The organism is Blastococcus tunisiensis (assembly GCF_900112815.1).
In the GTDB taxonomy this organism is placed as follows: domain Bacteria; phylum Actinomycetota; class Actinomycetes; order Mycobacteriales; family Geodermatophilaceae; genus Blastococcus_B; species Blastococcus_B tunisiensis.
In genome coordinates this window covers 191,550-215,769 of record NZ_FOND01000004.1, presented here as the reverse complement: position 1 = coordinate 215,769, position 24,220 = coordinate 191,550, and the positions used below count along the sequence as shown (strand labels likewise).

The following is a 24,220-nucleotide window of genomic DNA, read 5'->3' as shown; positions in this document are numbered from 1 at the left end:
GCTGATATTGATGTCAAACACGAGAACGGTGGTCCGGGTGGCGAGTGCCGAGCTGCTGCTGCACCCGGTCCGCCTGCGCCTCGTCCAGGCGTTCCTCGGTGGCCGGACGCTGACCACGGCGGAGCTGCGCGCGGAGCTGCCCGACGTACCGACGGCGACGCTGTACCGGCACGTCGGGGTGCTGGCCGGGGCGGGCGTGCTCACCGTGGTGGGGGAGCGCAAGGTGCGGGGGGCCGCCGAGCGGAGCTACCGGCTCGACCATGCGGCCGCATCGGTCGAGGACGCCGCCGCCATGACCGCCGATGAGCACCGCCGGGCGTTCACCGGCTTCGCCGCCGCGCTCATGGCCGACTTCGACCGCTACCTCACCCGCGCGTCGCAGGACGGGCCGCCCGACCTCGCCGCCGATCGGGTCGGCTACCGGCAGGTGCCGGTCTGGGTCACCGACGAGGAGTTCGACGTCATGGTGACCGAGCTGCGCGCCGTCCTGCAGGCCCGGATGGAGAACCCGCCGGGCGGCACCCGCCGCCGCCGGCTGGTCACCACGGTGCACCTGCCCGCGGGCTGACGCCGCCGGCCACGTCCCGTCGGGACCCGTGACGGGTGGCAGCCCCTCAGCGGGCGCTGCGGCGTGCCTCGCGGGCGGCCCGCCGCGCCTGCTTCCTCGCCCGCTTGTCCGCCTTCCTGACGGTGACCCGCGGCCGGCGCTCGATCAGCCCGCGGGTCATCAGGCCGATGCCGATGCCGACCAGCCAGCTGTCCTTGGCGAGGGACAGCCCCTGCTCCGTGGGCGCCAGGCTGCCCGGCTTCCGCATGCCCGGCGTCTTGAGGTAGAGGCCCAGCAGGCCACCGGAGAAGGCGGTCAGCGCGGCACCCGCGGCGAAGGTGGGGACGAACGGCGTGAGCAGGGCGGCGCCCAGCACGATCTCCGTGGTGGCCAGCCCCTGCACGAACTGCTGCGGAGCGACGGACTTCAGGAAGGGGTAGGTGCTGGCGGCGAAGCCGTGCATGCCGGCCGCGGCGTCGGCATCCGCGCCGCGCTTGCCCAGCCCGCTGTTGAGGATGAAGGCGCCGGCGGAGATCCGGGGGGCGATCTCGGACAGGGTGATGGGCAGACCCATGGCAGTACCTCGCAGTGTGTTCGGGGCGCGACCCGGTGGTCGGACGCCCGGACAGGTGCCCACGCGCCGCCCGGTCAACCGTTCCCGGGCGGACCACCTCGTGCAGGTGAGCGACCTGCCGAGCGGGGAGGTGGGGCGGCGCGGGCGTGTCAGTATGGCGCCGTGGCGTCCACCTCTGCCTCGCCCGGCGCGCTGCTACGGCACGTGCGGACCGGCCGGGCACGCAGCCGCGCCGATCTCGTCGCCCTCACCGGCGCCTCCCGGAACACGGTGAGCGCGCGGGTGGACCAGCTCATCGCGGCCCGGCTCCTCGAGGAGGGCGGCCGGGGCTGGAGCACCGGAGGCCGCCCGCCCACCCTGCTGCGGTTCAACAGCGAGGCCGGCTGCGTACTCGCCGTGGACCTGGGGGTCACCAGCGTCGACGTGGCCGTCACCGACCTCTCGGCCCGGATCCTGGCCACCGTCGGCCACCCGATCGACATCGGCGACGGGCCGGAGATCGTCCTGGCCGAGGTCGACCGGCTGGCCCAGCTGGTGCTGGCCCAGGCCGGTCACGCACCGGCCGACGTGTGCGCGGTCGGTGTAGGGGTGCCCGGGCCGGTGGAGTTCTCGACCGGCCGGCCGTCCCATCCGCCGATCATGCCGGGCTGGCACGACTACCCCATCCCCGGTGCGTTCGGCCGCTACGAGTGCCCGGTGTACGTCGACAACGACGTCAACGTCATGGCGCTGGGGGAGATGGGCATCGCGGGCTCTGTGCAGGACGTCCTCGTCGTCAAGGTCGGGACGGGCATCGGCTGCGGCGTGATCGTCGACGGCCGGGTCTACCGGGGGGCGCAGGGGAGTGCCGGCGACATCGGGCACATCTACGTGCAGCCCGCCGACGGGCGCACCGTGCTCTGCCGCTGCGGCAACGAGAACTGCCTGGAGGCGATCGCCGGCGGCGGGGCGCTGCTGCGCGACGCCGTCGACGCCGGCCTGCCGGTCGCCTCGACGCGGGACGTGGTCGAGCTGGCCGCGCAGGGCGACGGCCCCGCACTGGAGCTGGTCCGGGACGCCGGCCGCACCATCGGCACGGTCCTCGCCGCGCTGGTCAACTTCTTCAACCCGCACCGCATCGTGATGACCGGCGGCGTGGCCCAGGCCGGCGCCCCGCTGCTGGCCGGCATCCGCGAGGCCGTCTACCGCCGTTCCATGCCGCTGGCCGCGCGGGCGCTGGAGATCACGGTCAGCGACGCCCCCGAGCTCTCCGGGCGGATCGGTGCCGCGCTCATGGCGATCGAGGGGTACCTCGACGAGGAATCCGTCGTCGAGACGCTCGCGCGCTAGCAGGACCGCACGGCGGCCATGAGCCGTCCCGGTCTGCGTGAGCCGCTGCGTCGCACCTGCGCGCGGAGTCCTCCGGGGCGACGACTCTGCGGTCCTCCGGACCGCACCGCGGCCGTGAGCCGTCCCGGCCGATGTGGGGTCCGCACCGGCGCGGACCCTCCGGAGCCCGCTCGGCGGGACCTCGCATCTCGGTTCGGTAACCGCGGCCCAACGGTCTTGACCCGATGTGACGCCGGACATATGTTCTCGCCTGAGCCGACTAATGGTCAACGCTGAGCAAAAGTCCGGGTGATGATGTGATCGACGAACCGACGGGTCCGCGCCCGTGACGGCGCCGCTGCTGGAGATGCACGGCATCGTCAAGACGTTCCCCGGCGTCCGGGCGCTGGACGGCGTCGACCTCGACGTCCGGACCGGCGAGGTGCACTGCCTGCTCGGGCAGAACGGCGCCGGCAAGTCGACCCTGATCAAGGTGCTCGCCGGGGCGCACCAGCCGGACGCGGGCACGATCACCTGGCGCGGCGAGCAGGTGCACCTGCGGAGCCCGCAGGCGGCCATGTCGCTGGGCATCGCCACCATCTACCAGGAACTGGACCTGGTCTCCGGCCTGACCGTGGCCGACAACATCTTCCTCGGCCGCGAGCGCTCCCGGCTCGGCATCGCCCGCCCGGCGCCGGCGAACGAGGCCGCCGGGAAGCTCCTCGCCCGCCTCGGTCACCCGGAGATCCGGCCCACCGCGGAGGTCGGCTCGCTGCCCGCCGCCGCGCAGCAGATGGTCAGCATCGCCCGGGCGCTGTCGCAGGACGCGAAGCTGATCGTCATGGACGAGCCCTCGGCCGTCCTCGACAACGAAGAGGTCCAGCACCTGTTCGAGGTCATCCGGGACCTCACCCGCGACGGCGTCGCCGTCGTCTACATCTCCCACCGGCTGGAGGAGATCCGCCAGGTCGGCGACCGGATCACCGTGCTCAAGGACGGCCGGACCGTCGCCACCGGCCTCCCCGTGCAGGACACGCCCACCCGCCAGGTGATCGAGCTGATGACCGGCCGCGACATCGAGTACGTCTTCCCCGAGCGCCGGCCGGTCGCCGCCGCCGAACCGCTGCTCTCGGTGCGCGACCTGGCGCTGCGCGGGACGTTCCGCGGCGTCTCCTTCGACGTGGCCCCGGGCGAGGTGGTCGGCCTTGCCGGACTGGTCGGGTCGGGCCGCTCGGAGATCCTCGAGACGATCTACGGCGCGCGCCGCGCGACCGGTGGGACCGTGACCGTGGCCGGCCGGCGGCTGCGCCCCGGCAGCGTGTCCGCCGCGGTCTCGGCCGGCGTGGGGCTCGCCCCGGAGGAGCGGAAGAGCCAGGCGCTGCTCCTGGGCGACGCCGTCTACCGCAACATCAGCATCGCCAGCCTGGCCCGGTTCGCCCGCGGCGGCTTCCTCACCGGCGGTGCCGAGAAGGACGCCGCGCAGGAGCAGGTCACTGCGCTCGACGTCCGTCCGGCCGACGTGACCCGCGAGGTGCGGACCCTGTCGGGCGGCAACCAGCAGAAGGTCGTGCTGGCCCGCTGGCTGCTGCGCGACTGCCGGGTGCTGCTCCTCGACGAGCCGACCCGCGGCGTGGACGTCGGCGCCCGCTCGGAGATCTACGCGCTGATCCGCGAACTGGCCGACCGCGGGGTCGCCGTCGTCGTGGTCTCCAGCGAGATCCCGGAGGTCCTCGGCCTCGCCGACCGGGTGCTGGTGATCTCCGACGGCTCCGTCGTCGCCCAGGAACCGGCGGACGCGCTCGACGAGCACGCGGTGCTCGACCTCGTCATGGAGGGCACGGTGGGCCCGCGTCAGCGGCCCGACCGGCAGCCGCCCACCGCACAGCCGCACGAAGGGGACGTGGCATGACCGGCAGCACCGCGACGACCGGGGGAGCGGGCGCACCCGCACCGGCGGAGGGCCGCGCGCCCGAGGGGACGAACGGCAAGGGGCCAGGCTTCATGGCCGGGCCGGCCGGGCGCCTGCTCGGCCTGGTGGTGGCCCTCGGTCTGCTCTGCATCGTCGGTGCCGTGACGGCGCCGGAGCGGTTCGTCGACATCGACAACGTCCTCACCATCCTGCGCCTGGCAGCCGTCATCGGCGTGGTCAGCGTCGGCATGACGTTCGTGATCATCGGCGGTGGCATCGACCTGTCGGTGGGCGCGCTGGTCGCGCTGTCGTCGGTCTGGGCCACCACCCTGGCCACCCAGCAGATGGCCGAGGACGTCCACTGGATCGTCATGGTGATCACCGCGATCGCCGTGGGCGCCGGGGCGGGGCTGGTCAACGGCGTCGTCATCGCCTACGGGCGGCTGGTGGCCTTCATCGCCACCCTCGCCATGCTCGCCGCCGCCCGGGGCCTGGCCGAGATCATCGCCAACCGCCGCACCCAGATCGTGCAGAACGACGGCTTCCTCGACTTCTTCGGCGGCGACGTCCTCGGCATCCCGGGGCTGGTGATCATCTGGGCGCTCGTGTCGGTCGCCGGCTGGATCCTGCTCAACCGCACCACCTTCGGCCGGCACACCTTCGCCGTCGGCGGCAACGCCGAGGCCGCCCGCCTGGCCGGCATCCGGGTGCAGTGGCACACCCTGAAGCTCTACGTGCTCTCCGGGGTCACCTGCGGCATCGCCGCGGTGATGCTGATGGCGCGGACGACGACCGGCAGCTCGACCCACGGCACCCTGCTGGAGCTGGAGGTCATCGCCGCCGTCGTGATCGGGGGCACCCTGCTCACCGGTGGTCGCGGCACGATCGTCGGCACCGTCCTGGGCGTGCTGATCTTCACCACGCTCGAGAACGTCTTCACGCTGAACAACCTGTCCAGCTCGGTCCAGGCCGTCGCCCAGGGCGTGATCATCGTGCTCGCCGTCCTGCTGCAGATGCGGCTGGCCGAGGGGCAGGGCTTCGGCCGGCGGTCGCGGTCCGGCGAGTCGTCCTTCGGACCCCGCGGGGCCGCCGCCGGCGCGGTGGCGGGCGGCTCGAGCGATGCCGGCTGACCGGCCGGCGACCGGCCCGGCGCCGGCCTGACCCCTGACCCCCACCCCAACCTGCCGGCGACCCGCCGGGAAGTGGCACACGAGGAGAGATACATGTCTGCAGCGAGGCAGCGCCCCTACCGCCGTCTGATGTCCACCGCGGTCGCCCTTGCCGGCGCCGGCGTGCTCGTCGCCGGCTGCACCAGCAACGAGCCGGAGAGCTCCGGTTCCGACGGCGGCGGCGACAACGTCGCCAGCTCCAACGACGAGACCGGCGAGACGGTCCGGATCGGGTTCTCGGCCCCGGCCGCCGACCACGGCTGGATGGCCGGCATCACCGAGGCCGCCCGCGACGCCGCGGAGGAGTACGAGGACATCGACCTGATCGTCGCCGAGGGCACCAACGACGTCAGCACGCAGATCAGCCAGGTGGAGACCTTCATCAACGAGGGCGTCGACGCGATCGTGCTGCTGCCCTTCGACGGCGCGGCCATGACGCCGGTGGCGCTGCAGGCGATGGAGGCCGGCATCCCGGTCATCAACGTCGACCGCGAGTTCAACAGCCCCTTCGCGGCCCGCGCCACCATCCTCGGCGACAACTACGGCATGGGAGTCTCCGCCGGCACCTACATCTGCGAGCAGGTCGGCGACAACCCCGACGCGGTCGTCGCCGAGATCGCCGGCATCGACTCGCTGCCGCTCACCCAGGACCGCAGCCAGGGCTTCGCCGACGCGCTGTCGGACTGCGGCCTCGACGTCGACAACCGCGTCGCGGCGGACTTCACCGTGGAGGGCGGCGAGGAGGCCGCGGCCAACCTGCTCCAGGCCGCGCCGCAGATCGACGCGCTGTGGAACCACGACGACGACCAGGGCGTCGGCGTGCTGGCCGCCATCGAGAACGCCGGCCGCGACGAGTTCGTCATGGTCGGTGGTGCCGGCTCGGCGAACGCCATGCGCGAAATCCAGGAGGGCGGCTCCGTCCTGCAGGCGACCGTCATCTACCCGCACACCCAGGCCGCCGACGGCATCCGCCTGGCCCGGCTGATCGCCCAGGGCAAGGGCCTGTCGGACCTGGTCTCCCAGGGCGTCCCGCGGGAGATCGTGCTCAACGCCCCGGTCGTCACCGAGGAGAACGTCGAGGACTACATCGACCGCGCGTTCGAGTCCTGATCCGTCGACGGAGCAGCAGGGGAACGCGCGCCGTTCCCCTGCTGCTCCACCCCGCTGGGAGATCCGCATGACCCCCACCCTCGGCATCGGGCTGATCGGCTACGCCTTCATGGGCGCGGCGCACTCGCAGGCCTGGCGTACCGCCCCCCACTTCTTCGACCTGCCGCTGCGGCCGGACCTGGCCGTGCTGGCCGGCCGGGACCCTGCACGGCTCACCGCGGCCGCCGGCAAGCTCGGCTGGCGCGAGACCGAGACCGACTGGCACCGCCTGCTGGAGCGCGACGACATCGATCTGGTCGACGTCTGCACGCCCGGCGACACGCACGCCGAGATCGCCGTCGCGGCGCTCGAGGCCGGCAAGCACGTGCTGTGCGAGAAGCCGCTGGCCAACACCGTCGCCGAGGCCGAGGCGATGGCCGACGCCGCCGCGAAGGCGGCCGCGCGCGGGGTCCGCTCGATGGTCGGCTTCACCTACCGCCGGGTGCCCGCCATCGGGCTGGCCCGGCAGCTGGTCGCGGACGGGCGGCTGGGCGAGATCCGGCACGTCCGGGCGCAGTACCTGCAGGACTGGATCGCCGACCCGGCCGCGCCGATGTCCTGGCGGCTGGAGAAGGACAAGGCGGGCTCGGGTGCGCTGGGCGACATCGGCGCGCACATCGTCGACCTCACGCAGCACATCACCGGGCAGGCACTCACCGGCGTCAGCGCGCTGCTGGAGACCTTCGTCCCCGAGCGGCCGCTGCCCGCCTCGGCCGGATCGCTGTCCGGCGTCGGCGGCGAGGGGACCGGCACGGTCACCGTGGACGACGCCGCGGTGTTCCTCGGCCGGTTCACCGGAGGGGCGCTCGGCGTCTTCGAGGCCACGCGGTTCGCCCTCGGCCGGAAGAACGCCATCCGGATCGAGATCAACGGCTCGCGCGGCAGCCTGGCGTTCGACTTCGAGGACATGAACGTCCTGCACTTCTTCGACGGGGACGACCCGGACGAGACCGCGGGCTTCCGGCGGATCGTCGTCACCGAGCCCGGCCACCCCTACGTCTCCGCCTGGTGGCCCGCCGGACACGGGCTCGGCTACGAGCACGGCTTCACCCACCAGGTCGTCGACCTGGTCACCGCGATCGCGCAGAACACCGACCCGGCGCCGTCGTTCGCCGACGGGCTGCAGGTGCAGCGCGTGCTCGACGCCGTCGAACGCAGTGCCGGCGACCGCTCGACCTGGACCGAGATCCCTTCCTGAACCCATTCCCGGGACTTTCCGCGCCGAGAGTCCCCCGCGACCGAGGAGACCGCTGATGCCCCGTCCCGTCACCCTGTTCACCGGCCAGTGGGCCGACCTGCCCTTCGAGGAGATGTGCCGGCTGGCCTCCGGCTGGGGCTACGACGGCCTGGAGATCGCCTGCTGGGGCGACCACCTCGACGTCGAGCGCGCCGCGAACGACGACGCCTACGTGCAGGAGAAGCTGGAGCTGCTGAAGCGCCACGGCCTGCAGGTCTTCGCCATCTCCAACCACCTCAACGGCCAGGCCGTCTGCGACGACCCGATCGACGAGCGGCACCGCGGCATGGTCCACCCGCGCGTCTGGGGCGACGGCGACCCCGAGGGCGTCCGGCAGCGGGCGGCCGAGGAGATGAAGCTGACCGCCCGCGCCGCGGCCAAGCTCGGCGTGAACACCGTGGTCGGGTTCACCGGGTCCAAGATCTGGAAGACCGTGGCGATGTTCCCGCCGGTGCCCGAGTCGATGATCGACGAGGGATACCAGGACTTCGCCGACCGGTGGAACCCGATCCTCGACGTCTTCGACGAGGTCGGCGTCCGCTTCGCCCACGAGGTGCACCCGTCGGAGATCGCCTACGACTACTGGACGACCGTCCGGACGATGGAGGCCATCGGGCACCGCGAGGCGTTCGGGCTGAACTGGGACCCGTCGCACTTCGTCTGGCAGGACCTCGACCCGGTGGGCTTCATCTGGGACTTCAAGGACCGGATCTACCACGTCGACTGCAAGGACGCGAAGAAGCAGGTCGGCAACGGACGCAACGGGCGGATGGGGTCGCACCTGCCCTGGGCGGACCCGCGGCGCGGCTGGGACTTCGTGTCCACCGGGCACGGCGACGTCCCGTGGGAGGCCTGCTTCCGGATGCTCAACACGATCGGCTACGACGGGCCGATCTCGGTGGAGTGGGAGGACGCCGGCATGGACCGCCTGGTCGGCGCACCCGAGGCGCTGGAGTTCGTGCGCCGGCTGGCGTTCGACCCGCCGTCCGCGGCCTTCGACTCGGCCTTCGCCAGCGGCAACTGACCCGCCCGCCCGGCCACGATCAGGGAACCTGATCATGGCGCGTCCTCCCTTCCCGCGGACGGTGGGGGAGGACGCGCCACGGGAAGGGAGGACGGCGAGCGGGCGGCTCACTGCGCGGCGGCCACCTCCGGCTGCCGGTCGCGCCCGGCGAGCGAGGAGTAGAAGGCCGTCTCGAACTCCAGGTAGCTGCCGAAGGACGTCGCGTCCCCGAACGGCAGGATCTGGGTGGCCCAGAAGCCGGCGTACCCGTTGTCGCGGTCGATCCAGTAGAAGAGGTTGGCCAGCCCGGCCCAGCTGAGTGCGCCGGCGGGCCGGCCGGTGGGGGCCGCCTCGTCGTTGATCATGAAGGGCAGGCACCAGGACTTCGGCATCCCGGGGAAGAACTCCGCGTCGTTGGACAGCGACGGGATCACCCCGGGGAGCCCGGTGACCTTGAGGTCCCCGAGGTGGTTCTGCACGGCCATCCGCACCGTCTCCGGCCGGAGGACGACGCCGTCCTCGCCCCGGCCGTCGTTCAGCCACATCCGCAGGAAACGCATGTAGTCCCCGACCGACCCGTAGAGCCCGTGCCCGCCCATGTGCACCTCCGGCGACGAGGGCAGCTCGAACTCCATCGGGGTGAGCGAGCCGTCCGCACCCCGGGCGTGCATCGTCGCCAGCCGGGTCCGCTGGTCGTCCCGGAGCTCGAACCCGGTGTCGGTCATGCCGAGCGGCCCGAAGATCCGGGCGGCGAAGACGTCCCCGAGGCGGTCGCCGGTCAGCCGCTCCACGACCTGCCCGCACCAGTCGAGGCTGCTGCCGTACTCCCAGCGCTCGCCCGGGTCGAACAGCAGCGGGGTCGTCAGCGCGGCCTTGGTGGCGGTGATGACGCTCGGCTGCCCGTGGTCCTCGGCCAGCCGGTTGTAGTGCTCGTTGAAGAAGTCGTAGCCGAAGCCCGCGGTGTGGGTCAGCAGCATCCGGGTGGTGATCTCCCGCTTCGGCTCGCGCAGCCGCGGGGCACCGTCGTCCCCGAAGCCGTCGAGCACCTTCAGCTCGCCGATCTCGGGGAGGTAGGTCGCGGCCGGGGCGTCCAGGTCGAGGCGCCCCTCCTCGACGAGCTGGAGCGCGGCGGTGGCGGTGATGGCCTTGGTCGTGGAGAAGAGGGCGAAGACGGTGTCGGCGGTCATCGGCTGGTCGCCGCCGAGGCGGCGGGCGCCGGCGGCGCCCTCGTACACGGTGCCGTCGCGGTCGGTGACCATGGCGACGACCCCGGCGACGGGGGCCTCCGCCCGGACGGCGCGGTCGAGGATCGCGTCGGCATCGGTGCTGAACGGGTGGGTCATGGCAGTCCTCCGGTGAGGGGTGCGGGATGGGTGGGGGTCAGCGGATCTCGAAGCCGGGGTAGCCGGATGCGGCCGCCTCGGTGCACTTGTCCCGGTAGGCGCCGACCCCGCCGGTGTAGGAGAGGACGCGGCGGGGCTTGCCCGGCACGTTCGCCCCCAGGTACCAGGACGACGTCCGGGAGATGAGGTTGGCGCCGGCCGTCTCGTCGTGGTGGGCCACCCAGGCGTCCTCGACGTCCTTGGTCGGCTCGATGACGGTCTTCCCCGTGGCCCGCAGGTGGGCGATGAGATCGCTGATCCACTCCGTCTGCTGCTGCAGGCAGGTGGTCATGTTGCACAGCGCCGCCGACGGCGCCAGGGGGACGGCGGTGGTGAGCAGGTTGGGGTAGCCGTGGACCATCAGCCCCATGGTGGTGCGGATGTCGCGGCCCCAGTCCTCGGTCAGCGAGCGGCCGCCGCGCCCCCGGATGTCGATGCGGGTGAGCGCCCCGGTGCCGGCGTCGAAGCCGGTGGCCAGGATCAGCACGTCCAGCTCGTGGACCGTCCCGTCGGCCAGCACCACGCCCTCGGGGACGACGCGGGTGATGGCGTTGTCGCGGACGCTGACCAGCTCGACGTCCGGGCGGTGGTAGACCTCGAGGTAGTCGGTCTCCAGCGGGACCCGGTGGGTGCCGAAGCCGTAGTCGGTGGGGATCAGCACGTCGCACAGCCGCGGGTCCTGCAGCCGGTCGCGCATCTTCTCCCGGACGAACTCCGAGATCTCCTCGTTGACCTCGGCATCGAAGAACATCTCCGAGAACGAGGCGAGCCAGAGCTTCAGCGAGCCGTTGGCGTGGATCTCCTCCAGTTCCTCGCGGCGCTGCTCGGGGGTGAGCTCGGCCCAGGTGTGCGCCCACTCGTACTCGAAGCCGGTGAAGGTGCGGGGAAGGGTCTCCCGCAGTTCGGGGAAGCGCTGCTTGTAGGCCGCGACGTCGTCAGCCTCGAAGTGCGGGTTCTTCATCGGCAGCACGTACTGGGGGGTCCGCGCGAAGACGGTCAGGTGCCCGGCCTGGCCCGCGATGGTCTGGATCACCTGGATGCCGGTGGCGCCGATCCCCACCACGCCGACCCGCTTGCCGTCGAGGTCGACGCCGTCGGCCGGCCAGCGCGAGGTGTGCACGACGGTGCCCCGGAACGTCTCCTGCCCGGGGAAGACCTCGGTCAGCGGCGCCGACAGCATCCCGGCGCAGGTGACGAGGAACCGGGTGTCGACCGTCTCGCCGCGGTCGGTCGTGACGGTCCACCGGCCCCGTTCCTCGTCGAACCGTGCGCTGGTGACCGTCGCGCCGAACTGGATGTCGCGGCGGAGGTCCAGGCGGTCGGTGACGTAGTGCAGCCACCGCTCGATCTCGGGCTGGTCGGGGAACCGCTGGCTCCAGCTCCAGTTCTTGTAGAGGTCCTCGTCGAACAGGTACTGGTAGATGTAGGCCTCGGAGTCGAACCGCGCGCCGGGGTACCGGTTCCAGAACCAGGTGCCGCCCACGTCGTCCGCGGCGTCGTAGGCGCGCACCCGCAGTCCCTGCCCGCGCAACTGGTGCAGCTGGTAGAGACCGGCCACCCCGGCGCCGATGATCAGGGCGTCGAGCTCACGGGTCGCGGCGGTGTCGTCGATGCCGGGGCGCACGTCTGCCTGGACGCTCATCTGGTGCCCTACCCTTCGCTGTGGTCTGGATCACGTTCGAGACCACATCGTCGGCGTCGGACCCCGCGGCGGACCGTCCCAGTTTGGGACAGTTCCGGGGGGCTCCCGCCGCCGGTCGCCACCCGTGCGGCACCGTGGCCGGACGGGGACGCCGTGGAGGTGACCGTGCACCTGCGAGCGGACGACCCCCGGCTCGTGGCCGCGGCCCGGGCGCAGTTCCTCGAGCGCGGCGCCGCGGGGGCGGCCGGCGTCCGCGACGTGGTGGCGGCGTCCTGGCGGCGCAGCCGGTCGGCCGGCGTCGATGCCGACGAGTACCGGATCAGCTACCACGACGACGTCGACCTGGATTCCCGGCTCGTCCGCTGCGCCCGCCCGGTGATCGACCGGCTGGCCGGCGAGATGGTGGACGTGCCGGTGGCCATCGCGCTGTCCGACGCGCAGGCCCGGATCGTGCACCGGCTGGACTGCTCGACCTCGGTCGGCCGCCAGCTCGACCGGGTCGACTTCACCGCCGGCTTCGACTTCGGCGAGGGCGGCGTGGGGACCAACGGGATCGGGACGGTCTTCGAGACGGGGTCCTCGGTCGCCGTCGTCGGCGCGGAGCACTTCACCGAGGCGCTCGTGCGGTTCGCCTGCACCGGGGCGCCGGTCGTCGACCCGGCGACGGGCCGGGTCGAAGGGGTGCTCGACGTCAGCTCGCTCGCCGAGACCTGGACGCCGCTGATGCACACGCTCGTCCGGCGCGCCGCCGCCGACATCGGCCGCAACCTGCTGCTGGACCGCAGTCAGGCGCAGCAGGCCCTCTTCGAGACGTTCGTCAAGGCCGGTGCCCGACCCCGGCAGGCCGTCATGGCCGTGGGCGACTCGCTGATGGTCAACCGGCGGGCCCAGCAGCTCTACTCACCCGCCGAGCAGTTCGCCGTCCACCAGTACGCACTGTTCCTGATGAGCCGGCGGGACCGGGTGGCGGAGTCCGTCGTCCTGGAGTCCGGCCGCACGGTGCGGCTGCGGGCGACGCGCATCCTGGCCGGGGAGGAGGTCGCCGGCATCGTGCTGCTTCTGGACGACGAGCCCGGCCGGTCGCGGCCCGCGGTGCCGGGAACCCGGGTGGGCGGTCCGGCACCACCGCCCCCCGCGCCCGGGGGCCGGTCACCCGCGTGGGTCGCGGCGTGCGGGCAGATCGGGGCCGCGTTCGGCCGCGGCGACCGGCTGCTCGTCATGGGTGAGCCGGGAACCGGCCGGAGCACGCTGGTCGCCGAGCTGTTCGGCCGCCGCCATCCCGCGGGTGCCGTGGTGGCGGGCGAGGTCGAGGACGTGGTGCGGGAGGCACTCCCGGAGACGGGCCCGGCGCGCACGCTGGTCGTGCTGCGGCACCTCGACCGGATCGGGGCCGACCTGGCCGCCCGGCTCCCGGCGTTCCTCGGCTCCCTGGACCCGGACCGGCACCTGGTCGCGGCGACGCTGAGCGACGCCAGCACCGGGCTCGACCTGCCGTTCCAGGCGGTGCTGGGGGAGTTCCAGCAGGCGGTGACCCTGCCACCGCTGCGCTTCCGCACCGACGACCTGCCGGGGATCGTCGCCTCCCTGCTCACCGAGCTCGCACCCGACCGGCGGGTGCGGCTGCACCCCGAGGCCGGCCGGCTGATCGGCCGCCATCCGTGGCCGGGAAACCTCGTCCAGCTGCGGGAGGCCCTCGCGGAGGCGCTGCGCAAGCACCCGGTCGGCGAGATCCGGCCCGAGGACCTGCCGGCCTGGTGCCGGACGTCCGGCAGCAGGCACACGCTGACACCGCTCGAGTCCGTGGAGCGGGACGCGATCGTGGCGGCGCTGGCGCGGTGCCGGGGCAACCGGGCACGCGCGGCCGCCTCGCTCGGGATGTCCCGCAGCTCCCTCTACCGCAAGATCACGACCTACGCGATCACCGACGCCTGACGGGCCCGGGCTCCCCGCCCGCGGAGCCATGATCAGGGAACCTGATCATGGCGCGTCCTCCCTCACCGCGGACGGTGGGGGAGGACGCTCTCCGGTGAGGGAGGACGGGCCGAGGGGCGGCCGGACGGGCCGAGGGGCGGCCGGAGGGGCCGAGGGTCAGCGGCCGCCGCGTCGCGAGCGGGCGCTGAAGGACGCCGCCGACGAGCTCCCGGCCCGGGCGGCGAGCTCGGCGCGGGTCCGCGCCGGGCCGGACGCGCGGCCGGAGCCTCCGCGCGAGCCGCCGGAGGACCCGGCCTTGGGCGTGCCGCCGCCGGAGGAGCCGCGACCGGAGCCACCGCCGTTGCGACGGCGCCCACCGCCGTTGCCCTGCGGCTGCTCGACGACCGGCGCCGGCTCGACGTAGGGGGCGGCCGGGCCGGTGAGCGCCTCGATCTCGGGCGCGCCCGGGCGCACGGCGCTGACCTTCGGCGTGATGCCGGCCTGGCGGGCCAGGGTGCGGACCTCGCCGGCCTGGTCGGGGGTGGAGACGGTGACGACCGCGCCCTCGGCGCCCGCGCGCGCGGTGCGGCCCGAGCGGTGCAGGTAGGCCTTGTGCTCGGCCGGCGGCTCGACGTGGACGACGAGTGCGACGTCGTCGACGTGGATGCCCCGGGCGGCGATGTCGGTCGCGCACAGCACCCGGCTGGCGCCGGTGGTGAACGCCTCGAGGTTGCGCTCGCGGGCGTTCTGGCTGAGGTTGCCGTGCAGGTCGACGGCTGGGATGCCCGACGCGGTGAGCTGCTTGGCGAGCTTCTTCGCCTGGTGCTTGGTGCGGGTGAACAGCACGCTGCGGCCCAGACCGGAGGCGAGCTGGCGCACGACCTCGGCCTTGTCGGCGGTCTGCACCTGCAGCACGTGGTGGGTCATGGTGCTGACCGGTGCCACGGCGGGGTCGACCGAGTGGGTGACCGGGTTGCTCAGGTAGCGCTTGACGAGCACGTCGACGCCGTTGTCCAGGGTGGCGGAGAAGAGCAGCCGCTGGCCGACCTTGGGGGTGCGGTCCATGAGCCGCTTGACGCCGGGCAGGAAGCCCAGGTCGGCCATGTGGTCGGCCTCGTCGAGGATGGTGATCTCGACGGCGCCGAGGTCGCAGTGCCCCTGGCCGATGAGGTCCTCGAGCCGGCCGGGGCAGGCGATGAGCACGTCGATGCCGCCGGCGAGGGCCTGCACCTGGGGGTTCTGGCCGACGCCGCCGAAGATCGTGGTCGTCTTCATGCCCAGGGCGCGGGCCATCGGGTCGACGACGGCGGCGACCTGGTTGGCCAGCTCGCGGGTCGGCACCAGGATCAGCGAGCGGGGCCGCTTGGCCTGCCGCTTGCTGTCCGAGGCGGCCAGGCGGGCGACCAGCGGGAGGCTGAAGGCGAGGGTCTTGCCGGAGCCGGTGCGGCCCCGGCCGAGGACGTCGCGCCCGCCCAGGCTGTCGGGCAGCGTGGCCACCTGGATCGGGAACGGTGCGGTGATGCCGCTGCTGGTGAGCACCTCGACGAGGGGGGCGGGAACGCCCAGCGCCGCGAAGGTGGTGTCGGTCGGGAGGACGGTGGCGTCGGCGCCCACGGGGACGACGGGAGCCGGGGCCGCGGCCGCCGGCTCCGGGCGGTGCGGGTTCTGGCTCTGGGGGTTCTGGCCCTGCTGGTCACCGGCGGGGCGGGCGCCGCGGCCGCGTCCGCCTCGACGGCGCCGGGGGACGCCGTCGGTGGAGGAGGCAGGGGAGTTGCTGATGGAGGTCAAGAGAGTCCTTCGGCGTTCGAGTGGCCGCACGAGCCTCGGCGAGCGCGAGCGCCAGCACGTCTGCGCGGGGGCAGGGCGGGCTCGCATCGTCGGCGAGACGTCGGTCAGCCGGGCGCACCAAGGTGGCGCAGCCTCAGCCCGACGTCGATTCCTGCCGCTCCGGATGAGCGAGGGCGGCGCCGGTACGTAGTACTCAACCAGAGATCACCGCCGCGTGGTCCCACCCTGGGGGAGTCCCCCGTCACATCGGGTGAGCGCCGGGTGGCCGATGTGGCGGGATCCCGGTCCTTTTCGTCCGGGCGGCGCGTCGTCCCCGGGGGTGCCCACGGGTCATGCTGTCCGGCGTGACCGTCGCCGCCCCGCCGCGTGTGCCCCGGATCCATCCCGCGTGGTGGGTGGCGGCCGTGACGTTCCTGGCGCTGGTCGGCGCTGCGGCCTTCCGTGCGGTGCCGGGCGTGCTCATCGACCCGCTGCGCGCGGAGTTCGGCTGGTCGGTCTCCACGATCTCGGCCGCCGTGGCGATCAACATGGCGCTGTACGGGCTGACCGCGCCGTTCGCCGCCGCGCTGATGGAGCGCTTCGGCATCCGCCGGGTCGTGCTGGCCGCGCTGCTCGTGGTCGCCCTGGGCAGTGGGCTCACGGTCTTCATGACGGCGAGCTGGCAGCTGGTCCTGCTCTGGGGCGTGCTCGTCGGCCTGGGCTCCGGATCGATGGCGCTGTCGCTGGTGGCCACGGTGACCGGCCGCTGGTTCGTCGCCCGGCGCGGCCTGGTCTCGGGGATCCTCACCGCCGGCGGCGCGGCCGGTCAGCTGGTCTTCCTGCCGCTGGTGGCCTGGATCGACTCCGCGTGGGGCTGGCGGGCGGCCTCCCTGGGGACGACGGCGGCCGCGCTCGCCGTCCTGCCGCTGGTGGCCTGGCTGCTGCGCGACCGGCCGCGCGACCTCGGCGTCGCCCCGTACGGCGGTACCCCCGCCGACGACCCGGAGCCGGTGCGGGCCGGCGCCGCGCGCGCCGCGGTGCAGGGCCTGACGCTGGCCGCGCGATCACGGCCGTTCTGGCTGCTGGCGGCCGGCTTCTTCATCTGCGGCATGTCGACCAACGGGCTGGTGCAGCCGCACTTCATCCCGGCCGCCCACGACCACGGGATGCCGGTGACGACGGCGGCCGGCCTGCTCGCCGTCGTCGGCCTGTTCGACATCGCCGGCACGATCTTCTCCGGCTGGCTCACCGACCGCGTCGACCCGCGGGTGCTGCTGCTGGCCTACTACGGCCTGCGCGGGCTCTCGCTGTTCGCGCTGCCCACCCTGTTCGGGCCGGATCTGCACGTCAGCATGATCGCGTTCATCGTCTTCTACGGGCTGGACTGGGTGGCCACGGTGCCGCCGACGCTGGCGCTGTGCCGCGAGCACTTCGGCGCCCGCGCACCCGTCGTCTTCGGCTGGGTGTTCGCCTCCCACCAGGTGGGCGCGGCGGTCGCGGCGTTCGGCGGGGGAGTCATCCGCGACGTCACCGGCTCCTACGACCTGGCCTGGTTCCTCGCCGGCGGGTTGTGCCTCGTGGCGGCCGCCGCCTCGATCTCGATCCGCCGGAACCTGCCCCCGCCCGCGACGACCGTGGGCCCGACCGACCGCGGGGAGGCGGCGGCCGCCCAGGCCCACGGGTGAGGGAGCTCGGGTCCTCCCTCGCCGCGCGGCGTCCTCCCTCACCGCCCGCCGTGGGGGAGGACGCGCCATGATCAGGGCACCTGATCATGGCGCGGCGCGTCAGCCGGCGGCGGCCAGGACGGGGTCGACGGTGCGGCCCAGGATCAGGTCCGCGGCCCGCTCACCGATCATCATCGTCGGCGCGTTGGTGTTGCCCCGCACCAGCGTCGGCATCACCGAGGCGTCGGCCACCCGCAGCCCCTCGATGCCGCGCACCCGCAGCTGCGGGTCGACGACCGCCTGCTCGTCGGTGCCCATCCGGCACGACGACACCGGGTGGTACAGCGACTCGAGGGTGTTCCGCACCGAGGCGCGCAGCCCGTCGCGGCCCTGCACCGCGCCGCCCGGCGACCACTCCTCGCCGAGCACCGACGCGAGCGGCTCGGTCGCCGCGATCCCGCGGGCCTGCTCGACGCCGGAGACCAGCGCCTCCAGGTCGCGCTCGTCGGTGAGGTAGCCCGCGTCGATGACCGGCGCCCACGTCGGGTCGGCCGAGCGCAGCCGCACCGATCCGCGCGAGTGCACGCGCACCAGGACGACGAGGCTGCTGAAGGCCTCGGCGTCCGGGTCGATCTCCGCCTGCTTCCAGAACTTCACCGGCAGGAAGTGGAACTGCAGGTCCGGCTCGGTCAGCGCGGGGTCCGAGCGGGTGAACAGCCCCGCCTCGGCCAGGTTCGAGGTGAGCGGGCCCCGGCCGGTGGCCTTCCACCGGGCCAGGTTGACCGGCGACTCGGCCAGCCGCAGCGACGTCCCCGACCGCACCGTGGAGACGACCGGCACCAGCGGGTGGTCCTGCAGGCCGCCGCCGACACCGGGCAGGTCGTGGACGACGTCGACGCCGACCTCGCGCAGGTGGTCGGCCGGCCCGATGCCCGACAGCATCAGCAGCTGAGGGCTGTTGATCGCACCACCGGAGAGCACCACCTCGCGGGCCGCGTGCGCGGTGTGCACCCGCCCGCCGGCGCGGTACTCGACGCCGATCGCCCGGCCGTTCTCCACGAGCACCCGGGTCGTCAGGGCGCCGGTCCGGACGGTCAGGTTCGGCCGCCGGCCGGCCGGGTGCAGGTAGGCCGCGGCCGACGACCAGCGGCGGCCCCGTCGCTGCGTCACCTGGTACTGCCCGACGCCCTCGAGGGCGGCGCCGTTGAAGTCGTCGTTGCGCGGGTAGCCGGCGGCGACCGCGGCCTCGACGACGGCGCGGGTCCACGGGTGGGGCGAGCGCAGGTCCTCCACCCGCAGCGGCCCGCCCACGCCGTGGAAGCGGTCGGCGCCGCGGGCGTTGTCCTCCATGCGCCGGAACAGCGGCAGCACGTGCTCGTAGGACCACGACGGGTCGCCGGTCAGCTCCGCCCACTCGTCGTAGTCGCACCTCCCGCCGCGCATGTAGATCATGGCGTTGATCGAGGAGGAACCGCCCAGCAGCTTGCCGCGTGGCCAGAACAGCCGGCGGCCGTCGAGGCCCGGCTGCGGCTCGGTCGTGTAGTTCCAGTCCAGCCGGGTGCGCCAGGTCTTGTACAGCCCGGCCGGGATCTGCACCTCGAGGACGTCGTCGGAACCGCCGGCCTCGAGCAGCAGCACCCGCAGCGTCGGGTCCTCCGACAGCCGGCCGGCGACCGCGCAGCCGGCCGACCCGGCACCGACGACGACGACGTCGAACTCGGTCGACTCCGGTGCGGTCACCGGTGGCGCCCGTGGATCATCCCCATGACCCGGGCGACCGCGTCGGTGGCCGAGGCGGGGCGGCCGAAGCTCATCAGGTTCACCGGCAGCGCGTACTTCTGGCGGGTGATCGCCTTGGCGCGGGTGAACTCCTTGAGCCCGTCCTCGCCGTGGATCCGGCCGAAGCCGCTCTCGCCGACCCCGCCGAAGGGCAGCGCCGGGACGGAGGCGAACGTGAGGACGGAGTTCACCGAGGTCATGCCGCTGCGCATGCGACGGGCGAGGTCGAGGCCGCGGGCCTTCGACCGCGTGAACACCGAGCCGGCCAGGCCGTAGGAGGTGGCGTTGGCCCGCTCGAGGGCCTCCTCGGCGTCGCGCACCCGGGTGATCGACAGCGTCGGCCCGAAGGTCTCCTCGCAGATGGCGGGGGAGGAGTCGGGCACGTCGAGCAGCACGGCGGGGGCGAGGTAGTTCTCGTTGGGGAACAGGGCCGGGTCGGCCTCGCCCCGGACCACCCGGCCGCTGGCCGCCGCGTCCGACACGTGCCGGCGGACGATGTCGCCCTGGGAGGCCATGGTCATCGGGCCGTACGTCGCCTCGTCGTCGGAGCCGGGGCGCAGCTTCCGGACCTGGGCGGTGACCTCGGCGACGAACCGGTCGTAGACGGCGCTGGTCGCGTAGACGCGCTCGATGCCGATGCAGGTCTGCCCGGCGTTGCTCATGGCGCCCCAGACGGCGGCGTCGGCGGCGGCCACCACGTCGGCGTCGTCGTCGACGATCATCGCGTCCTTGCCGCCGAGCTCCATGAGCACCGGGGTCAGCGTCTCGGCGCAGGCGGCCATGACCTTGCGGCCGGTCGGGGCCGAGCCGGTGAAGGCGAGCTTGCCGACGCCGGCGCGGCACAGGGCGGCACCGGTCTCGCCGAACCCGGTGACGACCTGGAACGCGTCCGCGCAGTCGGGGACGGCGGCGCGCCACGCAGCGGCCAGCCAGGCGCCCACGGCGGGGGTGTGCTCCGAGGGCTTGAAGACGACGGCGTTGCCCGCGGCCAGCGCGTAGGCGATCGAGCCCATCGGCGTGAAAACCGGGTAGTTCCACGGGCCGATGACGCCGACGACGCCGAGCGGCTGGTACTCGAGGTACGCGGCGTGGTTGGCCGCGAGCAGGCCGGTCCTCACCCGACGGGAGCCCAGCGCCTTGCGGGCGTGGCTGCCGGCCCAGGCCAGGTGTTCGACGGCCAGGGTGATCTCGAGGATCGCGTCGGCGTGCGGCTTGCCGTTCTCGCGGTGGACGAGGTCGGCGAGCTCGTTCATCCGCCGGGCGAGGTAGCCGCGGTAGGCGGCAAGCCGCTCCCTGCGCCCGTCGAAACCCAGTTCGGCCCAGCGGGCCGCGGCCGGGCGGGCGCGCTCCACGGTCTCGGTGACGGCGCCGGTGTCGTGCACCGGGAAGACGCCGACGACCGCACCGGAGGCGGGGTTCGTGGACTCGAAGGTCTGGGTGGTGGCGTGGCGGTCGACCGTGCCGGCGGCGGCGTCGGTGACCGTGTCCATCTGCTCGACGAGCGACATGTGGCGCAGGTTACCCGCGGGTCACTTGGCGGGCAGGAGGGAGACCCGGGTGGGCGACACCGGGGGTCAGGCGTCGGCCTCGATCTCGGCCCACACGGTCTTCGTGTCCCGTTCCCGGAACCAGCCGTGCCGTGCCGAGAGGTCGGCGACCAGGTAGAGCCCGAAGCCGCCGAGGCCGGGATCCCGGCCCAGGGCGGGCTCCGGCGGGACGGCGGTGGAGGAGTCGCTGACGGCGAGCAGCCACCGGTCGCCGGTCCGGCTCAACGCCGTGGCCACGGGGGCACCGCCGTGCCGCAGGGCGTTCGAGGTGAGCTCGTCGGCGATCAGCACCAGGCGCTCGGACCAGTGCTCCCGCTCCGGGTGGACCACGGTCGGACTGCCGGTGAGCGTGGCCCGCAGCCGGGCCCGCAGCTTGGCCAGCTGGGCCAGCGAGTGCAGCTCCTCGCACCAGAGCTCGCGGAAACCGAACGGGGACGGCGCGGGCTGCCAGAGCGCCACAGCCACCGCCTCGATTCCGGGACCCACTCCAGGCCTTCCGCCACGCCGTGGTTTCGGTCGTGGTCGTGCACCGCTGCGGTGCCCGATCCGGGAGCCCGCCAACCCAGGTATCACCCGGTAGTTGGAGATCGCCGCGGCCCCGGCCCGAACTAGGGTCTGCCGGACCGGGCGGCGGAAGGGGCCGAGCATGCAGAACGCGGAGGAGGACCGGTTCGGCACCGCCGCGATCCGCCGGCGGGTCCTCGCGGCGTGGACCGGTGATCCGGCGCGCTTCCGCGAGGACGCCAACGCCGAGGAGGACCTCGTCCGCGGCGGCTACCGGGACCGGCTGCTGGTCGAGCTGGCGCAGAACGCCGCCGACGCCGCCGCCCGCGCCGGTGTCCCGGGGCACCTGCGGCTGGAGCTGCGCGGAGCGACGCTGCGGGCGGCCAACACCGGCGCGCCCCTGGACGCCGCCGGGGTGCAGGGGCTGGCGACGCTGCGCGCCTCGGTCAAGCGCGACGAGCCGGCCGGCGTCGGGCGCTTCGGGGTCGGGTTCGCCGCCGTCCTGGCGGTCACCGACGAGCCGGTCGTGCTGTCGGCGACGGGCGGGGTGCGGTTCGGCGCCGACCCGACGCGCGCGGCGGTCACCGCGGTGCCGGCCCTGGCCGCGGAGGTCGCCCGCCGGGACGGCGCGGTGCCGGTGCTGCGCCTGCCGTGGCCGGTCGGCGGCACGCCCCCCGAGGGCTTCGCGACCGAGGTGGTGCTGCCGCTGCGGGCCGGTGCGGTCCCGGTCGTGGCGTCGGCACTGGCGGCGCTGCGCGCCGACCTGCTGCTCGCCCTCCCGGGGCTGACCGCGATCGACGTGCTGGTCGACGGCGTGCGGCGGGAGCTGGCGATCGAGCGCCGACCCGGTGCCGCCCGGCTGCTGGACGGCCCGTCGGCCACGACGTGGGCGGTGGCCCAGCGCTCGGGGGAGCTGACCGCCGAGCTGCTCCTCGACCGCCCGGTCGAGGAGCGGGCCCGCCGCGGCTGGACGGTGACCGCGGCGGTGCCGCTGGACGACGGCCGGCCGGCGCCCCTGCCGCCCGGACAGGTGGTGCACGCCCCCACCCCGAGCGACGAGCCGTTCTCCCTTCCCCTGCGGCTGATCGCCCCGTTCCCGCTCGGTCCCGACCGCCGGCACGTCGCCCCCGGGCCGGTCACCGATGCCCTGGTCTCGGCGGCGGCCGGCACCGTCGCCGACCTCGTGTCGGGGCTGCCCGCCGATCCGGCGGCGCTGGCGCTGGTGCCCCGGGTGGACCTGGCCGGCGCCGAGCTGGACGCCGCCCTGTGCCACGCCGTCCTGGACCGGCTGCGGACCCGCGCCTGGCTCCCCGTCGCCGGGGATCCGGGCGCCCGGCAGTCGCCGGACCGGGCGACCGCCCTGGAGGACCCGGTCGAGGAGCGGGTGGCCGCACTCGCGGGCGTCGTCCCCGGTCTGCTCCCGGCCGGCTGGTCGCAGCGGTCGGACGTCCGCGCACGCACCGCGCTGGGCGTGCGCCGGACCGGGATCGCGGAGGTGGTGGAGGCGGTCCGCGGGGTGGACCGGCCGGCCTCGTGGTGGGCAGCCCTCTACGCGGCCCTGGACGGCGCCGACCGCGAGGAGCTGGCCGCGCTGCCCGTGCCGCTCGCCGACGGCCGCACCGCGCACGGCCCGGCGGGGGTGCTGCTGCCCGACGCGGGGCTCCCCGTCTCCCGGCTGGCCCCTCTCGGTCTGCCGCTGGCCGAGCCGCAGTCCGTCACCCCGCCCGCCGCGCGGCGGCTGCTGGAACGGCTCGGGGCGCGACCGGCCACCGCGGCTGCAGTCCTGGCCGATCCCGCCGTGCGTGCCGCCGTGGAGAACTCGATGGACGCCGTGGACGACGCCCTCCACGGTGCGCCGGAGCCGGAGGAGCTGGCCGAGGCGGTGCTGGCCCTCGTCACGGCCGCCCGGCCGGAGGCGCGGGAGCTGCCGTGGCTGGCCGAGCTCGCGCTGCCCGATGCCGACGGGGGATGGGCGCCGGCGGGGGAGCTGGTGCTGCCCGGGTCGCCGCTGGCCGTGGTCCTCGCCGAGGGCTCGCTTGGGGTGCTGGACGGGGACACGGCCGCCACCGCCGATCCCGAGGCGCTCCGCGCGGTCGGCGTGCTCGACACCTTCGCCCTGGTGCGGGCCGACGACCCGGACGACCTGGACGTCGACGGCGTGGATCGCTGGCTGGACGACGTCCTCGACCGGCTGCCGCCCGGCGGGCCACCACCCGGATGGCCGGTGCTGACCGCCGTCCGCGACCTGGAGCTGGTCACCGACTGGACGCCGGCCCTCCGGCTCCTGGCCGCCCTGCCCGCCGAGGCCTGGGCGGACGTGGACCTCGACGGCGTCGCGGTGCCGGGCTACCTGCGGTGGTGGCTGTCGACGCACCCGGTCGTGGAGGGGCAGCGGCCCGACCGGCTCCGCTCCCCGGACGGCGCGGAGTTGCAGGGACTGTACGAAGCTGCGGCGGCCGATCCGGAGGTGCTGGCGCTGCTCCGGCCGCCCGCGACGGTGGCCGACGTCCTGGCCGACGTGGACGGCGCGGTCGACCTGCTCGGACGGCTGGGCGACCCGGGCCGCACCGTGCGGCCCGACGTGCTGCGCACCGTGTACGCCCGGCTGGCCCGGGCGCTCGACGGGATCGACGTCGACCCGCCGGATCGCGTGCGGGTGGCGCCGGAGCGGGTGGCGTCCGACGCGGTCGTGCTCGACGCACCGTGGTTGCAGCCACTGGTCCGAGTGCCCGTGGTGCCCGCCGGAGGAGCTGCCGGCGCGGTCGCGGACCTGCTGGACCTGCCGCTGGCCAGCGAGCGGGTGCACGGCGCCGTGACCGCACGCGGGCAGCGGCGCCCGTGGGCGGAGCTGCCCGGCGCCGCGCTCGCGGCCGCTCGACTGGGCCTCGAGGCGCTGCCCGGGACGGTCGAGCTGCACGACCGGCTCGAGGTGGGCGGGCAACCGGTCGCCTGGTGGCCCGCCCGGGACGTGGACCACGTGGACGGCACCCCGGAGGCGCTCGGCCGGGCGCTCGCCTGGCGGGCCGGGGCGTGGTCGAGCCGGCAGGCGCTGGCCGAGGCGTTCGCCGTCCCCGACCGCGCCCCCGACCTGGCGGCCGAGGACGCGATCGGAGAGTGAGGCGCCGACG

The 24,220-nt window shown here is 74.3% G+C and carries 17 protein-coding genes; 10 read left to right on the top strand and 7 right to left on the bottom strand.

Annotated features, from left to right (window positions below; translation table 11 throughout):
• Positions 1–10 precede the first annotated feature (10 nt).
• Positions 11–568 (top strand): helix-turn-helix domain-containing protein, encoded by a 558-nt coding sequence (locus BM142_RS07090; RefSeq protein ID WP_092196074.1) that lies wholly within the window; start codon positions 11–13, stop codon positions 566–568.
• A gap of 46 nt (positions 569–614) precedes the next feature.
• Here BM142_RS07090 and BM142_RS07085 read toward each other — a convergent pair whose 3' ends face one another.
• Complete coding sequence (locus BM142_RS07085) at positions 615–1,121, bottom strand: hypothetical protein (RefSeq protein WP_092196073.1); 507 nt, start codon at positions 1,119–1,121, stop codon at positions 615–617.
• 162 nt (positions 1,122–1,283) lie between these two features.
• Between BM142_RS07085 and BM142_RS07080 the strand changes: the two genes are divergently transcribed.
• From BM142_RS07080 to BM142_RS07055, 6 genes are all read left to right on the top strand, one after another.
• Complete coding sequence (locus BM142_RS07080) at positions 1,284–2,450, top strand: ROK family protein (RefSeq protein WP_092196072.1); 1,167 nt, start codon at positions 1,284–1,286, stop codon at positions 2,448–2,450.
• 325 nt (positions 2,451–2,775) lie between these two features.
• Positions 2,776–4,338, top strand: a complete 1,563-nt coding sequence (locus BM142_RS07075) for a sugar ABC transporter ATP-binding protein (RefSeq protein WP_254790617.1) — start codon at positions 2,776–2,778, stop codon at positions 4,336–4,338.
• Positions 4,335–5,468: an ABC transporter permease gene (locus tag BM142_RS07070; RefSeq protein WP_092196071.1), complete on the top strand. Its 1,134-nt coding sequence runs from the start codon at positions 4,335–4,337 to the stop codon at positions 5,466–5,468. The genes BM142_RS07075 and BM142_RS07070 overlap by 4 nt, the downstream gene beginning before the upstream one ends.
• Positions 5,469–5,561: 93 nt before the next feature.
• Positions 5,562–6,617: a substrate-binding domain-containing protein gene (locus BM142_RS07065; RefSeq protein WP_092196070.1), complete on the top strand. Its 1,056-nt coding sequence runs from the start codon at positions 5,562–5,564 to the stop codon at positions 6,615–6,617.
• Between the two features lie 67 nt (positions 6,618–6,684).
• Positions 6,685–7,854 carry a Gfo/Idh/MocA family protein gene (locus BM142_RS07060; protein WP_092196069.1) on the top strand — a complete coding sequence of 390 codons (1,170 nt, stop codon included), beginning with the start codon at positions 6,685–6,687 and terminating at the stop codon, positions 7,852–7,854.
• A 55-nt stretch (positions 7,855–7,909) separates the two neighbouring features.
• On the top strand, positions 7,910–8,917 hold the full coding sequence (locus tag BM142_RS07055) for a sugar phosphate isomerase/epimerase family protein (protein WP_092196068.1): 1,008 nt from the start codon (positions 7,910–7,912) through the stop codon (positions 8,915–8,917).
• 107 nt (positions 8,918–9,024) lie between these two features.
• On the opposite strand, the gene acmB is transcribed toward BM142_RS07055, so the two are convergent.
• Together acmB and BM142_RS07045 are read right to left on the bottom strand one after the other, a co-directional pair.
• The gene (gene acmB, locus BM142_RS07050) at positions 9,025–10,239 is read right to left on the bottom strand and encodes a methyl acetate hydrolase AcmB (protein WP_092196067.1); all 1,215 of its coding nucleotides are present in this window, start codon (positions 10,237–10,239) and stop codon (positions 9,025–9,027) included.
• A 37-nt stretch (positions 10,240–10,276) separates the two neighbouring features.
• Entirely contained in the window at positions 10,277–11,920 is a 1,644-nt protein-coding gene (locus BM142_RS07045; protein WP_092196066.1) for a flavin-containing monooxygenase, read from the bottom strand.
• A gap of 165 nt (positions 11,921–12,085) precedes the next feature.
• Between BM142_RS07045 and BM142_RS07040 the strand changes: the two genes are divergently transcribed.
• On the top strand, positions 12,086–13,852 hold the full coding sequence (locus BM142_RS07040; protein ID WP_217640619.1) for a sigma-54-dependent Fis family transcriptional regulator: 1,767 nt from the start codon (positions 12,086–12,088) through the stop codon (positions 13,850–13,852).
• A gap of 156 nt (positions 13,853–14,008) precedes the next feature.
• On the opposite strand, the gene BM142_RS07035 is transcribed toward BM142_RS07040, so the two are convergent.
• Positions 14,009–15,619, bottom strand: a complete 1,611-nt coding sequence (locus tag BM142_RS07035) for a DEAD/DEAH box helicase (protein ID WP_254790616.1) — start codon at positions 15,617–15,619, stop codon at positions 14,009–14,011.
• A 344-nt stretch (positions 15,620–15,963) separates the two neighbouring features.
• Here BM142_RS07035 and BM142_RS07030 point away from each other — a divergent pair, with 344 nt between their 5' ends.
• On the top strand, positions 15,964–17,283 hold the full coding sequence (locus BM142_RS07030) for an MFS transporter (RefSeq protein WP_254790615.1): 1,320 nt from the start codon (positions 15,964–15,966) through the stop codon (positions 17,281–17,283).
• Positions 17,284–17,382: 99 nt separating this feature from the next.
• Here BM142_RS07030 and BM142_RS07025 read toward each other — a convergent pair whose 3' ends face one another.
• The 3 genes from BM142_RS07025 to BM142_RS07015 all read right to left on the bottom strand — a co-directional run bounded on the left by BM142_RS07025 (position 17,383) and on the right by BM142_RS07015 (position 21,047).
• Complete coding sequence (locus tag BM142_RS07025; RefSeq protein WP_092196063.1) at positions 17,383–19,002, bottom strand: GMC family oxidoreductase; 1,620 nt, start codon at positions 19,000–19,002, stop codon at positions 17,383–17,385.
• Entirely contained in the window at positions 18,999–20,549 is a 1,551-nt protein-coding gene (locus BM142_RS07020) for an aldehyde dehydrogenase family protein (protein WP_092196062.1), read from the bottom strand. Before BM142_RS07020 ends, BM142_RS07025 begins: the two co-directional genes overlap by 4 nt.
• A gap of 66 nt (positions 20,550–20,615) precedes the next feature.
• Positions 20,616–21,047, bottom strand: a complete 432-nt coding sequence (locus BM142_RS07015) for an ATP-binding protein (RefSeq protein WP_254790614.1) — start codon at positions 21,045–21,047, stop codon at positions 20,616–20,618.
• Positions 21,048–21,234: 187 nt separating this feature from the next.
• Between BM142_RS07015 and BM142_RS07010 the strand changes: the two genes are divergently transcribed.
• On the top strand, positions 21,235–24,210 hold the full coding sequence (locus tag BM142_RS07010) for a sacsin N-terminal ATP-binding-like domain-containing protein (protein ID WP_092196061.1): 2,976 nt from the start codon (positions 21,235–21,237) through the stop codon (positions 24,208–24,210).
• The last annotated feature ends 10 nt before the right edge of the window (positions 24,211–24,220 follow it).

Bases quoted from the DNA above. Each gene is read 5' to 3' on its own strand.
- BM142_RS07090 (WP_092196074.1), top strand. From the start codon at position 11: ATGTCAAACACGAGAACGGTGGTCCGGGTGGCGAGTGCCGAGCTGCTG.
- BM142_RS07085 (WP_092196073.1), bottom strand. From the start codon at position 1,121: ATGGGTCTGCCCATCACCCTGTCCGAGATCGCCCCCCGGATCTCCGCC.
- BM142_RS07070 (WP_092196071.1), top strand. From the start codon at position 4,335: ATGACCGGCAGCACCGCGACGACCGGGGGAGCGGGCGCACCCGCACCG.
- BM142_RS07065 (WP_092196070.1), top strand. From the start codon at position 5,562: ATGTCTGCAGCGAGGCAGCGCCCCTACCGCCGTCTGATGTCCACCGCG.
- BM142_RS07060 (WP_092196069.1), top strand. From the start codon at position 6,685: ATGACCCCCACCCTCGGCATCGGGCTGATCGGCTACGCCTTCATGGGC.
- BM142_RS07055 (WP_092196068.1), top strand. From the start codon at position 7,910: ATGCCCCGTCCCGTCACCCTGTTCACCGGCCAGTGGGCCGACCTGCCC.
- acmB (WP_092196067.1), bottom strand. From the start codon at position 10,239: ATGACCCACCCGTTCAGCACCGATGCCGACGCGATCCTCGACCGCGCC.
- BM142_RS07045 (WP_092196066.1), bottom strand. From the start codon at position 11,920: ATGAGCGTCCAGGCAGACGTGCGCCCCGGCATCGACGACACCGCCGCG.
- BM142_RS07020 (WP_092196062.1), bottom strand. From the start codon at position 20,549: ATGTCGCTCGTCGAGCAGATGGACACGGTCACCGACGCCGCCGCCGGC.
- BM142_RS07010 (WP_092196061.1), top strand. From the start codon at position 21,235: ATGCAGAACGCGGAGGAGGACCGGTTCGGCACCGCCGCGATCCGCCGG.